Genomic DNA, 14,388 nt, shown 5'->3' on the forward strand with positions numbered 1-14,388 from the left:
GACGATGATAGTGATCGGGGCTTGAGCGTCAAGCCAGAAATTAGGCGAATTTTTCAACTGCTCATTTGTTAGGCTACTCGCACCACAAACGGGCCGCATATCCCGACAATGAATAAATCAGACTCAATGATTTATTCTAATCGACTCGTCGCCATTATGCTCCCGTTCGAGAGCTCAGCCCAGCCCGTTCATTGCCAGCAAAGTTCGCATACGCATGACAGCGAGATCGGGATCGTCCAGTACATCGGCTTGGTCCGCGAAGCGGAACACGTCGACATAGTGCAGAATGCCCCGCGCCGATTGCAGGCCGGCAGGCATGGAAAAGTGGTTCTGGTGGCCGTTGAGCCACGCGAGGAAGACGACGCCAGCCTTGTAGTACTGGGTCGGCGCCTCGAAGATCTTGCGCGAAAGCGGCACGGTCGGTTCGATCGCGGCACGGAATCCCTCCCCGTCACCTTCCGCGAGACACGAAAGCCCGAGCGAGGCGGCGGGCGCCACGGCATCGAAGATACCCAGCAGCGCATGGCTGTGGCGCGCGCCGTCGCCCTCTATCAGCGGCGCATAGTTGAAGTCGTCGCCGGTGAAGCAGAGCACACCTTCGGGCAGGCGGTCGCGCAGCGCGATCTCGAGGCGGTCATCCAGGAGCGAGATCTTGATGCCTTCGACCTTGTCGCGATTATCCTCGATGATGCCGAGCACGGTTTCGAGCGCAGGCTCGAACTCGCTCGACCCCCAATAGCCGGCGAGCTGGCGGTCGAAGGCCTCGCCCAGCCAGTGAAGCACCACCTTTTCCTTGGCCTGTGACAGGATACGGCCATAGACGGTGCGATAATCGTTGCCCGAGCGGGCAACCCGGGCAAGCGCGCGGCTAGCCATCATCACGGCACGGCCGCCCTCGCCTTCCACGAAACCCACCTGCTCCTCATAGGCGCGGATGACATCGTCGAGCGAGCGCGCATCGGCGGGGGCCAGCTGGTCGGTGCCGGCTCCGCAGGCGAGATCGGCACCTTCCACCGCGCGGGCCTCGGCAAGCGAGCGGCGGATCAGCTCCTGCGCGCCCGCCCAATCGAGCCCCATGCCACGCTGCGCGGTATCCATCGCCTCGGCGATCTTGAAACCGAGACCCCAAAGATGGTGACGAAAGCGCAGGGTCGCGTCCCAGTCGATGGCGGGGCGATCCCAAGGCGCCACGTCGCGCAGAGGATCGGACACCACATGAGCCGCAGCATAGGCGATGCGGTTGAAACGCGGCGGGGTCGCGGGCCGAACGAGCGGTTGCCCCACGAGCGTATAGGGTTGCATCGAGCCATCGGCGCCCGGCAGGACCAAGGTCGTCATCAGCCACACTCCTCCAGATTCTGCGCCTCATAATTTGGATCGTTCCAAATATCAAGAGTGTTTTATAGCGTTACGATCGTGCGTTAGGAGGGCTATCGCACCATCAAAGACTATCGATCAGTCCACCGCATGAGCGCGTCAGAGCAATTCCGCTGGCTTCCTGCCGTCCCATGCAGACGAAACTTGGCTTGACGGATTTAGAACGTTCCAATAAGACGGGCGAGCGCTCTTGATGGCGCGGGAGGAAATCGGTTGAGCAAGAGGCCCGTCACGGTGATCGACATCGCGCATGCCGCCGGCGTGTCGAAGTCCACCGTTTCGCTCGTCTTGCGCAACAGCACGCTCGTCAACGAGACGACCCGCGCCAAGGTCAACGAGACGATCCGCGAACTGGGCTATGTCTACAACCGCAATGCGGCCAAGCTGCGCGGCGGCGGCTCGGAAGTGATCGGCATCGTCGTCAACGATCTCACCAACTCCTTCTTCGCAGAACTCGCGGTCGGCATGGACATGGTCACGCAGTCGGCCGGCTTCGTGCAGTTTCTCGCCAATACGGGCGAAAGCCTCGATCGCCAGCGTGAAGTGATCGCGTCGATGCGCGAGCACGGCATGGCCGGGCTGATCCTGTCGCCCGCGCGCGGCACCACTGCCGCCGATCTCAAGCCGCTGGTCGCGGCCGGCATTCCGGTGGTCGTCGTGGTGCGCGCGGTGCCCGGCGCCAAGGTTTCGACGCTGATCTCGGACAGCGAGGGCGGCACGCGCGAGGCCGTCGCGCATCTGCTCGAACAAGGGCACCGGCGCATCGCCTTTCTGGGCGGCTTTGCGGACACAGCCGTCTTCGCCGAGCGCGTGCGTGGCTATCGCGCGGCCTTGGAAAGTGCCGGCATCGCCGTGTCCGATGGCTGGATCTTCGACTCCGCCCCTTCCCGGGCCGGTGGCATCACGGCGGCCACGGCGGCGCTCGCGCATGCCGACCATTTTACCGCCGCCATCTGTTTCAACGATGCGGTCGCTTTCGGCGCCTGCGACGGGCTTCGCGCCCACAAGCGCGAGCCGGGCCTGGATTTCGCCGTGATCGGCTTCGACGATGTGATCGAGGCGAAAAGCGCGGTGCCGGCCCTGTCCACTGTCTCGATCGACCCGCAGGGCATGGGGCGGCGCGCGGCGCAGATGCTGCTCAAGCAGATCAATGCCGGTCAGGCGGAAGCCGAGACGATCATTTCCGCTGCCCGGCTCGTGCTTCGCGACAGTTCCGGCGGACGCATCGCAACACCGAAGGAAGCCGCCGCATGAGCCTGCGCTGGGGATTGATCGGCGCGAGCACCATCGCGCGGGAATGGGTGATCGGCGCCATCCGCGCCGACGGCGGTACGGTGGTTTCGGTAATGAGCACCGACGCCGAACGGGCCCGGGCTTACGCGGACGCCAACAGCATCCCGGAGCATACCACTTCGCTCGAAGCCCTGCTCGGCAGCGAGATCGACGCGGTTTACATCTCGACCACCAATGAACTGCATCGCGACCAGGCACTTGCGGCAATCGCGGCCGGCAAGCATGTGCTCTGCGAAAAGCCTTTGGCGCTCTCGCTCCATGACGCCCGGCAGATGGTCGAGGCGGCACGTGAGGCCGGCGTGGTGTTTGCGACCAACCACCATCTTCGCAATGCCGGCACGCATCGGGCGATGCGCGACGCGATCCGCGAAGGCCGTATCGGCCGTCCGCTGGCCGCGCGCGTGTTTCATGCGGTCTATCTGCCCGCGCATCTTCAGGGCTGGCGGCTCGACCGGCCGGATGCCGGCGGTGGCGTGATCCTCGATATCACCGTGCACGACGCCGACACGCTGCGCTTCGTGCTCGGCAGCGATCCGGTGGAAGCCGTGGCGCTCACGCAAAGTGCCGGCATGGGGCGCGAGGGACTGGAAGACGCCGTGATGGGCGTGCTTCGCTTCGAGAACGGCGTGGTCGCGCAGTTCCACGATGCCTTCACCGCGCAATATGCCGAAACCGGCTTCGAGGTGCATGGCACCGAAGGCTCCTTGGTGGCGCGCAATGTGATGACGCAGAAGCCCATCGGCACGGTTTCCCTGCGCACCGACTCGGGCGAGGAAACCCTCTCCGTGGATGGCGCCAATCTCTACGAAACGGCGCTGCGTGCCTTTGGAAAGGCCGTGCGGGGTCAGGGTGCACCGGCAGCCAGCGGCGAAGACGGCATCTGGTCGCTCGCGACCGCACTCGCCGTCGCGGAAGCGGCGAAGACGGGCCGGGCGGTCAAGGTCGAAACGGGGATGGCCAAAGCGGGGATCACAGGCGCATGAACAAGCACATCACCCTCGAAGATGCGGCGAAGCTCATTCCCGACGATTGCGTCGTTTCGGTTTCCTCGTCGTCGGGCCTCGGTTGCCCGGATGCGATGCTGAAGGCCATCGGCGAGCGCTTCGAGGCGACCGGCCACCCACGCGGGCTGACCACGCTGCACCCGATCGCCGCCGGCGACATGAGCGGCATCAAGGGTGTCGACCATCTCGCCAAGAAAGGTCTTTTGAAGCGCATCATCGGCGGCTCCTACCCCTCCGGCCCCTCTTCCGCCGAACCACCGCTGATCTGGAGCATGATCGGCAATGAGGAGGTTGCAGCCTACAACATCCCATCGGGCATCATGTTCGACATGCATCGCGAGGCGGCGGCCAAGCGGCCCGGCGTGATGACCAAAGTCGGCCTCGACACCTTCGTCGATCCCGACCGCGAAGGCTGCGCCATGAACGAGACGGCGCGGCGCGAGGCGGTGGTCAGGAAGATCGATTTCGAAGGTGAGACCTGGCTTTACTTCAAGGCCATCGCCCCGCAGGTCGCGATCATCCGCGCCACCACGGCGGATGAGCGCGGCAACCTTTCATATGAGCATGAAGGCGCGTATCTCGGCGGTCTCGACCAGGCGCTGGCTGCCCGCAACAATGGCGGCATCGTCATCGCTCAGGTGAAGCGGTTGGCTCGCCACGGCTCGCTCAAACCCCATGACGTGCGCGTGCCGGGCGTTCTGGTGGATTATGTCGTGGTCGATGCCGAGCAGAAGCAGACCACGCTGACCGGGTACGATCCGGCGATCTCGGGCGAGATCTTCCGCCCGCTCGACAGCTTCCGCACGCCCGAATGGAACATCCAGAAGGTGATCGCGCGCCGCGTGGCGCAGGAACTGTCGGCCAACACCGCCGTCAATCTCGGTTTCGGCATCTCTGCGAACGTGCCGCGCATCCTGCTCGAAGAAGGCCTGCACGGCGCGGTGACGTGGGTGATCGAACAGGGTGCGGTAGGCGGCGTGCCGCTCCTCGACTTCGCCTTCGGCTGCGCGTCCAACGCCGACGCCTTCATGCCCTCGCCCTACCAGTTCACCTATTTCCAGGGGGCGGGCTTCGACGCCTCGCTTCTGTCCTTCCTCGAAATCGGCCGCGACGGCTCGGTGAATGTCTCGAAGCTTTCCTTTCGTCCCCATGTGACGGCGGGTGCGGGTGGCTTCGTGGACATCACGGCGCGCGCGAAGAAGATCGTGTTCTCAGGCATGTTCAATGCGGGCGCGAAGCTCGGCGTTTCGAACGGCAAGCTCGCCATCGAGAAGGACGGCAAGCTGAAGAAGCTCGTGCAGGAAGTCGAGCACGTCACCTTCTCGGGGCCGCGCGGGGTTTCGCAAGGCCAGGATGTCACTTACGTCACCGAACGCGGCGTGATGAAGCTGACACCGGACGGCGTGGTCCTGACCGAGATCGCACCGGGCGCCGACTTGCAGACGCATCTTCTCGATCAGGCGGAGTTCCCGCTGATCGTGTCCTCGCGGCTCAAGCTGATGGACGAGAAGCTTTTCCACGAAGAACCGATCGGGCTGACGCTCAGCGAAAAGCCTGCCGCGACCCTGGCCGAGGCTGCCTGATGAGCGAGGCGCGCATCACGGTCGAAAAACAGGACGCCATTGCCGTGATCCGGCTCGCGCGGCCCGAGCGTCTGAACGCGCTCGACCTCGAAATGCTGCGCGCGCTCGATGAAACCTGCGCAGCCATCGAGACGGACAGCGCCATTCGTGCGGCTGTCATCACCGGCGAGGGCAAGGCGTTTTCGGCCGGCGGCGACATCAAGGCCTGGGCCGGCATGGGCGCGGGCGAGTTCGGCCATCAATGGGTGCGCTTCGGCCATCGCGTCTTCGAAAGGCTGGCGGGTCTGCGTGTGCCTTTGATCGCGGCGCTCAACGGCCATGCGCTGGGCGGCGGGCTGGAGATCGCGGCCTGCGCCGATCTGCGCATCGCGGAAACGCAGGCAAAGATCGGATTGCCGGAAACCAGCCTCGGCATGGTGCCGGGCTGGAGCGGCACGCAACGGCTCGTGCGGCGCTTCGGCATCCAGCCCGTGCGGCGCATGGCGCTGTGCGGCGAGATGCTTTCGGCCAACGAAGCCGTGCAGCTCGGCATCGTGGACCGCGTGGTCGGCACGGGCGAGGCGTTCGCGGCAGCCATCGCGCAGGCGCAGGCCATCGCGGCGCGCGGACCCACGGCGACCGAAACGGTGAAGCTGATGCTGGCGGCCGCCGAAGGCGAAGGCGCGCCGGCTGCGGTGGAAGCCCTGGGCTCGATCCTGGCCGCCAAGACGGCCGACCTTCGCGAAGGGGTTTCAGCCTTCGGCGAAAAGCGTGCCGCACAGTTTCAGGGAGGATGGTGATGACGGTTCTGGTACGCCCGGAAGCGCTCGACGCGCTGAAGCGTCGCGACTTTCGGATGCTGATCGGCAAGGAATGGGTCGCGGCCGAAAGCGGCAAGACCATGGAGCGCACGGCGCCCGGCCATGGCGTGGTCGTTTCAGGCATTCCGGCCGGTTCGCGCGCGGATGCGGAACGTGCCATCGGAGCCGCGCGACATGCCTTCGACCACGGGCCGTGGCCGCGCATGACGGTGTCCGAACGCTCGCTGCTTCTCTTGAAGGTGGCTGACGCGATCGCCGCGCGCGCGGACGAACTCGCCTTTCTCGACGCGGTGGAGGCGGGCAAGCCGATCAGCCAAGTCAAGGCCGAGATCGCGGGCGCAGTCGATATCTGGCGCTATGCGGCGGCGCTCGCGCGCGACCTGCATGGCGAGAGCTACAACACGCTGGGTGACGGCACGCTGGGCGTCGTATTGCGCGAGGCCATTGGCGTGGTCGGCATCGTCACGCCGTGGAACTTCCCGTTCCTGATCGTTTCCCAGAAGCTGCCTTTCGCGCTCGCCGCCGGCTGCACGACCGTGGTGAAGCCCTCGGAGCTGACATCGGGCTCGACCTTGGTGCTGGGTGAGATCCTGCTGGAAGCCGGGCTGCCGGAAGGCGTGGTCAACATCGTCACCGGCACCGGGCCGGAAGTGGGCGCGGTTTTCGCGACGCACCAGCAAGTGGACATGGTGTCCTTCACCGGCTCCACGGCGGTCGGGCGGATCACCATGGAGAACGCGGGCAAGACGCTCAAGAAGGTCTCGCTGGAGCTAGGCGGCAAGAACCCGCAGATCGTGTTTCCCGATGCCGACATCGACGCTTTCATCGATGCCGCCGTGTTCGGCGCGTGGTTCAATGCGGGCGAATGCTGCAATGCCGGCTCGCGGCTGATCCTGCACAGGAGCATCGCCGACGAGGTGACGGCCCGCATCGCAGAACTCTCCGCCAAGGTGAAGGTGGGTGATCCGCTCAACCCGCATACACAGGTGGGTGCCATCATCACGCCCGAGCATCTTCACAAGGTTTCGGCCTATGTGAAGGGGGCGGGCGAGGCGGGCGCGCAACTCGCGCATGGCGGCGAAGCGCTCGAACTGGGCCCCGGCCAGTTCATGGCACCCACCATCCTGGCCGGCGTGACGCCCGACATGGCGGTGGCGCGCGAGGAGGTCTTCGGCCCGGTGCTTTCGGTGCTGAGCTTCGAGACCATCGATGAAGCGATCCGCATTGCCAACGCGGTCGATTATGGCCTTTCCGCCGGCGTCTGGAGCCGCGATTTCGACACCTGCCTCACGGTCGGCCGGAAGGTCCGGGCGGGCACGGTCTGGATGAACACCTTCATGGATGGGGCGGCCGAACTGCCCTTCGGCGGCTATCGCCAGTCGGGCCTGGGCCGCGAGCTCGGGCGCCACGCCGTGGAGGACTATACGGAAACCAAGACTCTGAATATGCATATCGGAGCGCGCACGTCGTGGTGGATGCCACGCCAATAAAGCGCGCTGGTCCGTGGAGGCGGATCGTCATGGAGGAGTTTCCCGAAAGCCAGGAACAGCTTTCCGGGGAAATGACCGCTTCGGCAATCATGCCGGGGCATGCGGGTTTTTTGGACCCCAATGGGAGGATGGGAATGCGTAGAACGATCTTGAAGGCGGCAGCGGCCGCTCTTCTGCTGGCACCGATGATCGGGGCGGCGCAGGCGCAGGAAGTTAAGGAAGTGCAGATGCTGCACTGGTGGACGTCCGGCGGCGAGGCTGCCGCGCTGAACGTGCTGAAAGAAGACCTTTCCAAGGAAGGCTATGCTTGGAAGGACGTGCCGGTGGCCGGCGGCGGCGGCGACGCCGCGATGACCGCGCTGAAGGCGATGGTTTCGGCCGGCAACTATCCGACCGCCTCGCAGATGCTGGGCTACTCGGTGCTCGACTACGCCCAGGAAGGCGTGATGGGCGATCTGACCGAAGCCGCCAAGAAGGAAGGCTGGGACAAGGCCGTTCCCGCCGCTCTCCAGAAATTCGCGGTCTATGACGGCAAGTGGGTCGCCGCCCCCGTCAACGTGCACTCCGTCAACTGGCTGTGGATCAGCAAGCCGGTGCTCGACAAGATCGGCGGCACCGAGCCCAAGACCATGGACGAACTCTTCGCGCTGCTCGACAAGGCCAAGACCGCAGGCGTGATCCCGTTGGCGCTGGGTGGCCAGAACTGGCAGGAAGCGACCATGTTCGATTCCGTGGTGCTGTCCACCGGCGGGCCCGAATTCTACAAGAAGGCGATGAACGACCTCGACATGGAGTCGCTCAAGTCGGACACGATGAAGAAGTCGTTCGACAACCTCGCCAAGCTCGTCACCTATGTGGATCCGAACTTCTCGGGCCGCGACTGGAACCTCGCCACCGCGATGGTGATCAAGGGCGACGCGCTCATGCAGGTGATGGGCGACTGGGCCAAGGGCGAGTTCGTCGCGGCCAAGAAGACGGCCGGCACCGATTTCGTGTGCCCGCGCTTCCCCGGCACGGATGGCTCGGTGATCTACAACTCCGACATGTTCGGCATGTTCAACGTGCCCGAAGACCGCAAGGCGGCGCAGGTCGCGCTTGCGACGGCAACGCTGTCCAAGAGCTTCCAGTCGGCCTTCAACGTGGTCAAGGGCTCGGTGCCGGCGCGCACCGACGTGCCGGACACCGACTTCGACGCCTGCGGCAAGAAGGGCATCGCGGACTTGAAGAGCGCCGACAGCGGCGGCACGCTGTTCGGGTCGCTCGCGCAGGGCTACGGCGCCCCGCCAGCCATCGCCAATGCCTACAAGGACGTGGTGTCCAAATTCGTGCACGGCCAGATCACCAGCTCGGAGGATGCGGTGACGCAGCTGGTCCAGGCGATCGAGGACGCGCAGTAAGAACGCCGCACTGACGAGAGGGGAGCCGGGCGCGAATGATATAGCCCGGTTCCCACACCCCGGCTGCCGTCGCAGCCCGGTCGCGCCAGGGAGAGGCGCGCGAGGGAGAGAGCCATGAGTTCAGTTGCAACCACGCGGCCCGTTCTGACGGCCGAACGCGACGAGGGCATCCGGCCCACCGTCCGCTCGCGCCTGCAGGAGGCCTTGCCCAAGATCGTGCTGGCGCCGAGCTTCGCGGCCATCGTGGTCTTCGTTTACGGCTTCATCCTCTGGACGGCCTATCTGTCCTTCACCACGTCCAAGGCCTTCCCCTCGACCAATTGGGACGGCTTGCGTTCCTATGAGAAGCTGTGGCGCTGGACCTTCGAAAGCAGCCCGCCCTCCTCCTGGTACACCTCGATCACCAATATGGGGATTTTCGGTTTCCTCTACGTTTTCTTCTGCCTCGCCATCGGGCTGGGGCTGGCCATCCTGCTCGACCAGAAGATCCGCGGCGAAGGCGTGCTTCGCCCGATCTATCTCTATCCCATGGCGCTGTCCTTCATCGTCACGGGCGTCGCATGGAAGTGGTTCCTCGACCCGGGACTCGGGCTCGAGCAGACCCTGCACAATCTCGGCTGGACGTCCTTCCATTTCGACTGGATCAAGAACAAGGACTTCGTGATCTACACGGTCGTCATCGCCGGCGTGTGGCAGGCGTCGGGCTTCGTGATGGCGATGTTCCTGGCAGGCCTGCGCGGCATCGACGGCGAGATCATGAAGGCGGCGCAGATCGATGGTGCCTCGCCGCTCCAACTTTACCGCCGGATCATCATTCCGCTCCTGCGCCCCGTCTTCCTCTCGGCCTTCATCGTGCTCGCCCATATGGCGATCAAGTCCTACGACCTCGTGGTGGCGCTGACCTCCGGCGGGCCTGGCGGCTCGGCCTGGCTGCCGTCCAACTTCATGTACGAATACACCTTCAAGCGGAACCAGATGGCCGTCGGTTCGGCCTCGGCCATCATCATGCTGATGGGCATCTCCGCGATCATCGTGCCTTACCTCTATTCTGAACTCAGGGAGAAGAGCCGGTGACCGCCCTCCCCTTCGATTCACCCGAAACCCCGCACGCCCACGACATGGGGCAAGACACGGGACGCGGCTGGCGCATCACCAACCGCATCGTGATCTACGGTCTGCTCGTGCTTTTCGCCGTGCTCTACCTGATGCCGCTTTTCGTGATGCTGGTGACCTCGTTCAAGACGATGGACGAGATTCAGGGCGGCAACATGCTGGCCCTGCCGCAATCGCCCACCTTGGAACCCTGGGCCAAGGCATGGGGCGAGACCTGTGTCGGCCTGACCTGCGCAGGGATCAAGGGCTATTTCTGGAACTCGCTCAAGATGGTGGTTCCGGCCGTCCTGATCTCGACGCTGCTGGGTGCCCTGAACGGCTATGTGCTCACCAAGTGGCGGTTTCGCGGGCACAATCTCGTTTTCGGGCTGATGCTGTTCGCCTGCTTCATCCCGTTCCAATCGGTGCTCCTGCCGATGGCGACGATCCTGGGCTCGATCGGCCGCTTCGGTGTGACCCTCCAGAACGCGTTCGGCACCTCCCTGGGCCTGGGCAACCCGACGGTGAACCTCGTCTTCGTGCATGTGGTCTATGGCCTAGGCTTCACCACGCTGTTCTTCCGCAACTATTACGAGGCGTTCCCGTCCGAGCTCGTGAAAGCCGCTCAGATCGACGGCGCATCCTTCTTCCAGATCTTCCGGCGCATCATGCTGCCGAACTCACTGCCAATCTTCGTGGTGACCGTGATCTACCAGTTCACCAATATCTGGAACGACTTCCTGTTCGCCTCGGCCTATGCCGGCACCGGCGAGTCCATGCCGATGACCGTGGCGCTCAACAACGTCGTCAACACCTCGACCGGCGTGGTCGAATACAATGTCAACATGGCGGCGGCGATGATCGCCGCGCTTCCCACCCTCCTCGTCTATGTCGTCGCCGGCCGCTACTTCGTGCGCGGCCTGATGGCCGGCGCCGTCAAGGGATAGATCCGATGGCCTTTCTCGAAATCGACCGCCTCAGCAAGACATTCGGCAATGTCCGCATTCTCAAGGAAATCAACCTCGAGATCGAGAAGGGCGGATTTCTGGTGCTGGTGGGCCCATCGGGCTGCGGCAAGAGCACGCTGCTCAACTGCATCGCGGGACTGGAGCCGATCACGTCGGGCGAGATCCGCATCAACGGGCGCAATGTGGCAGGCCTGCACCCGTCCAAGCGCGACATCGCGATGGTGTTCCAGTCCTATGCGCTCTACCCGAACATGACGGTGGCCGGAAACATCGCGTTTGGCATGGAGATCCGCGGCGTGCCCAAGCTCGAACGCGACAAGGCTATCGCCCGCGTCGCCGAAACGCTGCAGATCGGCCACCTGCTCGACCGCAAGCCCTCTCAGCTTTCGGGCGGCCAGCGCCAGCGCGTGGCGATGGGCCGGGCGCTGGTGCGCGACCCGCAGGTGTTCCTCTTCGACGAACCGCTGTCCAATCTCGACGCCAAGCTGCGCGTGGACATGCGCACCGAGATCAAGCGGCTACACCACCGCGTGAAGACCACCATCGTCTATGTCACCCATGACCAGATCGAGGCGATGACGCTCGCGACCAAGATCGCGGTTCTGCGCGACGGCGTGCTCCAGCAGTTCGGCACGCCGGCTGAGATCTACAACAACCCCGCCAACATGTTCGTGGCCGACTTCATGGGCTCGCCCGCGATGAACCTGCTCGCGGCATCCGTGGAAGGCGGTTCGGAGGGGGACGTCCGCGTTTCCATCGACCGCCCCAATGCTCCCCCCTTGAGCCTGCCCGTCAATGGCGTGGGCGAGGCGCTCCGCCCCTTTGCCGGCCGCAACGTGGTGTTCGGCATCCGTCCCGAAGCGCTGACCGACCCGGATGGCGCGGACCGCAACGCCCATTCGGTGGTGGAAGGCGATTGCCTGATCGACGTGGTGGAGCCGGCCGGCTCCGACACCTTCGCGGTGACGCGGCTCGGCGGCAAGGAAGTGGTCGCGCGCCTGCGCGCGGACGCCCGCCTCCAGCCGGGCCAGACGGCGCGGCTTGCCTTCAATCTCGACAAGGCGGTGTTCTTCGATCCGTCCGACCAGAGCCGGATCGCGTGAGATCGACGTTTCAGCTGACAGTGCGATGACCCAGCCCGACATCGTCATCATCGGTTCCGGCATTGGCGGGGCGACGATCGCCTCGGGCCTGGCCCCCACCGGTGCGAATATCCTCATCCTCGAAGCCGGTGAGCGCCTCGCTGACAGGCCGGAGAACCGCGACCAGCGCGCGATCTTCCAGCGCGGGCATTTCCGGCCCAAGGAGAACTGGTTCGAGGCCGATGGCAGGCCGTTCAATCCCGGCAATTACATCAATGTCGGCGGCAACTCGAAATTCTATGGCGCCGTGCTGACGCGCTACCGCGCGGAGGATTTCGAAGAGCTGCGCCACGGAGAAGGCGTCTCGCCCGCCTGGCCGTTTCCCTATGGCGAACTTGAGTCCTGGTACGGCAAGGCCGAACAGCTGTTTCAGGTGCGGGGAAGCCTCGGCGAGGACCCGACCGAACCGCCGCATTCGACGCCATACGCGCATCCGCCCGTGCCCGACGAGCGGCCCATCGCCGACCTGCGCGTAAGGCTCAAGCGGCAGGGCCTGCATCCCTATTCGCTGCCGCTCGGCGTCGATATCGAGCGCTGGCTCGCCAAGGGCCAGACGCCGTGGGACGCGCATCCCAACAGCGACGACGGCAAGATGGATGCGGAAACGACGGCCCTTGCCGAGGCGCTGAGATATCCGAATGTTCGTTTGCGCACCGGTGCGCGCGTCTCGAAACTGGAAGCCTCGGCGGACGGCGCGCGCATCGAGGCCGTCCACATCGGCAACGAGGTTCTGAAGCCCGGGCTGGTCGTGCTTTCGGCGGGTGCCGTGCAATCGGCCGTCCTGCTGCTTCGCTCAAAGGATGAGAAGCATCCGAACGGCTTGGCGAACGCGTCCGATCAGGTCGGGCGCAATTTCATGAACCACAACCTGACGGCGGTGATCGGCTGGAGCCCGCGCTTCCGGAACGACTCCGTTTACCAGAAGACCTTCGGCCTCAACGACTTCTACCTGACGGATGGCGCAGGCGGTGCCCCGCTCGGCAATGTGCAACTGCTCGGGCGCGTGTCCGGCCGGATCATGAAGGGCGATCTCAAGCGCCTGCCCGAATGGCTGCTCGACCGCGTGTCGCGCAACAGCGTCGATTTCCTTGCGATGAGCGAGGACGTGCCGACGCCAGACAGTCGCGTGACGGTGGATGGCGAGCGCATCGTCCTGCACTGGAAGCGTACCAATTGGGCGGCGCATCAGCGACTCGTCGGCACGCTGAAGGGCGTGTTGAAGGGTGCGGGCTTTCCGCTTGTGGTGTCGCATGTGTTCGACAAGCGCACGCCTTCGCACCAGTGCGGCACGGTGCGGATGGGGCTCGACCCTCGTCACGCACCGCTCGATCCGTTCTGCCGGACATGGCAGCATCGCAATCTCTTCGTGGTCGATGCCGGGTTCCTACCCTCGTCGGCTGCCGTCAATCCGGCGCTGACGGTGGCGGCCCAAGCGCTACGCGTGGCCGATCAAATCGCCACGCAGGATCTGCGCGCATGAGTTCGCGGCCCGTCGCCATCGTGTCCGGCGCGCGGCGCGGCATCGGTTTGGGCATTGCCAAGGCGCTGGCCGCTGAAGGCTTCGATCTGGCGATCGTGGACCGGGAGCCGGAAGCGGATGACGCTGTTCTGGCGATCGAGACGCATGGTGCCTCAGCTTTTTATGTCCCCTTCGACCTCGCCGCGATTTCCAGCCATTTGGCCGCTGTCGATGCCGTGGCGGCTCGCTTCGGCCGCATCGATTGCCTCGTGAACAATGCGGGCATCGGTGCCGTGGTGCGCGGCGACTTCCTCGCGCTGACCCCTTTGAACTTCGACCACGTGCTCGGCGTGAACCTGCGCGGCACGGTGTTCTTCACGCAGGCCGTGCTGACGAGGATGCTTTCGAGCACCGGATCGGAGCATCCTCGCTCCGTCATCAACATCACCTCCGTTTCCGCCGCGATGGCCTCGCCCGACCGGCTCGACTACTGCATGTCGAAAGCCGCCCTTTCCGCCTTCGGCCAGGGCCTCGCGCTGCGGCTCGCGCCGGAGAAGATCGGCGTGTTCGAAGTGCGTCCCGGCATCATCCGAACCGACATGACCGCAGGCGTCTCCGAGAAATACGACCGCCTGATCGGCGGCGGGCTCGTGCCGGCGGGGCGCTGGGGCGAGGCGAGCGATATCGGTGCGGTGGTGGCAAGCCTTGCGCGCGGCGGCTTTTCATTCGCGACCGGCAGCGTGATCCAGGCTGACGGCGGCCTTTCCATCGCCCGACTTTGAG

At 64.9% G+C, this 14,388-nt stretch carries 12 protein-coding genes; 11 read left to right on the forward strand and 1 reads right to left on the reverse strand.

The window, feature by feature from the left end:
- Nucleotides 1–174: 174 nt before the first annotated feature.
- Entirely contained in the window at nt 175–1,338 is a 1,164-nt protein-coding gene (locus NGM99_RS07600; RefSeq protein ID WP_252817652.1) for a dihydrodipicolinate synthase family protein, read from the reverse strand.
- 252 nt (nt 1,339–1,590) lie between these two features.
- Between NGM99_RS07600 and NGM99_RS07605 the strand changes: the two genes are divergently transcribed.
- The 11 genes from NGM99_RS07605 (at nt 1,591) to NGM99_RS07655 (ending at nt 14,387) form a co-directional block, all read left to right on the forward strand.
- Nucleotides 1,591–2,631 carry a LacI family DNA-binding transcriptional regulator gene (locus tag NGM99_RS07605; RefSeq protein ID WP_252817653.1) on the forward strand — a complete coding sequence of 347 codons (1,041 nt, stop codon included), beginning with the start codon at nt 1,591–1,593 and terminating at the stop codon, nt 2,629–2,631.
- Nucleotides 2,628–3,653, forward strand: coding sequence for a Gfo/Idh/MocA family protein (locus tag NGM99_RS07610; protein ID WP_252817654.1), 1,026 nt, complete (start codon nt 2,628–2,630; stop codon nt 3,651–3,653). Before NGM99_RS07605 ends, NGM99_RS07610 begins: the two co-directional genes overlap by 4 nt.
- Nucleotides 3,650–5,257 carry an acyl CoA:acetate/3-ketoacid CoA transferase gene (locus NGM99_RS07615; RefSeq protein WP_252817655.1) on the forward strand — a complete coding sequence of 536 codons (1,608 nt, stop codon included), beginning with the start codon at nt 3,650–3,652 and terminating at the stop codon, nt 5,255–5,257. The genes NGM99_RS07610 and NGM99_RS07615 overlap by 4 nt, the downstream gene beginning before the upstream one ends.
- The gene (locus tag NGM99_RS07620; protein WP_252817656.1) at nt 5,257–6,036 is read left to right on the forward strand and encodes an enoyl-CoA hydratase/isomerase family protein; all 780 of its coding nucleotides are present in this window, start codon (nt 5,257–5,259) and stop codon (nt 6,034–6,036) included. Before NGM99_RS07615 ends, NGM99_RS07620 begins: the two co-directional genes overlap by 1 nt.
- Nucleotides 6,030–7,547 carry an aldehyde dehydrogenase family protein gene (locus NGM99_RS07625; protein WP_252817657.1) on the forward strand — a complete coding sequence of 506 codons (1,518 nt, stop codon included), beginning with the start codon at nt 6,030–6,032 and terminating at the stop codon, nt 7,545–7,547. The genes NGM99_RS07620 and NGM99_RS07625 overlap by 7 nt, the downstream gene beginning before the upstream one ends.
- Before the next feature lie 134 nt (nt 7,548–7,681).
- Complete coding sequence (locus NGM99_RS07630; RefSeq protein ID WP_252817658.1) at nt 7,682–8,944, forward strand: ABC transporter substrate-binding protein; 1,263 nt, start codon at nt 7,682–7,684, stop codon at nt 8,942–8,944.
- A gap of 114 nt (nt 8,945–9,058) precedes the next feature.
- Nucleotides 9,059–10,018, forward strand: coding sequence for a carbohydrate ABC transporter permease (locus NGM99_RS07635; RefSeq protein ID WP_252817659.1), 960 nt, complete (start codon nt 9,059–9,061; stop codon nt 10,016–10,018).
- A 44-nt stretch (nt 10,019–10,062) separates the two neighbouring features.
- On the forward strand, nt 10,063–10,983 hold the full coding sequence (locus NGM99_RS07640) for a carbohydrate ABC transporter permease (RefSeq protein WP_252817805.1): 921 nt from the start codon (nt 10,063–10,065) through the stop codon (nt 10,981–10,983).
- A gap of 5 nt (nt 10,984–10,988) precedes the next feature.
- Nucleotides 10,989–12,107 (forward strand): ABC transporter ATP-binding protein, encoded by a 1,119-nt coding sequence (locus NGM99_RS07645; RefSeq protein WP_252817660.1) that lies wholly within the window; start codon nt 10,989–10,991, stop codon nt 12,105–12,107.
- A 25-nt stretch (nt 12,108–12,132) separates the two neighbouring features.
- Complete coding sequence (locus NGM99_RS07650; protein ID WP_252817661.1) at nt 12,133–13,626, forward strand: FAD-dependent oxidoreductase; 1,494 nt, start codon at nt 12,133–12,135, stop codon at nt 13,624–13,626.
- On the forward strand, nt 13,623–14,387 hold the full coding sequence (locus tag NGM99_RS07655) for a 3-ketoacyl-ACP reductase (protein ID WP_252817662.1): 765 nt from the start codon (nt 13,623–13,625) through the stop codon (nt 14,385–14,387). The genes NGM99_RS07650 and NGM99_RS07655 overlap by 4 nt, the downstream gene beginning before the upstream one ends.
- Nucleotide 14,388: the final 1 nt, after the last annotated feature.

This window comes from Mesorhizobium liriopis (assembly GCF_024053505.1).
Classification (GTDB): Bacteria; Pseudomonadota; Alphaproteobacteria; order Rhizobiales; family Rhizobiaceae; genus Mesorhizobium_B; species Mesorhizobium_B liriopis.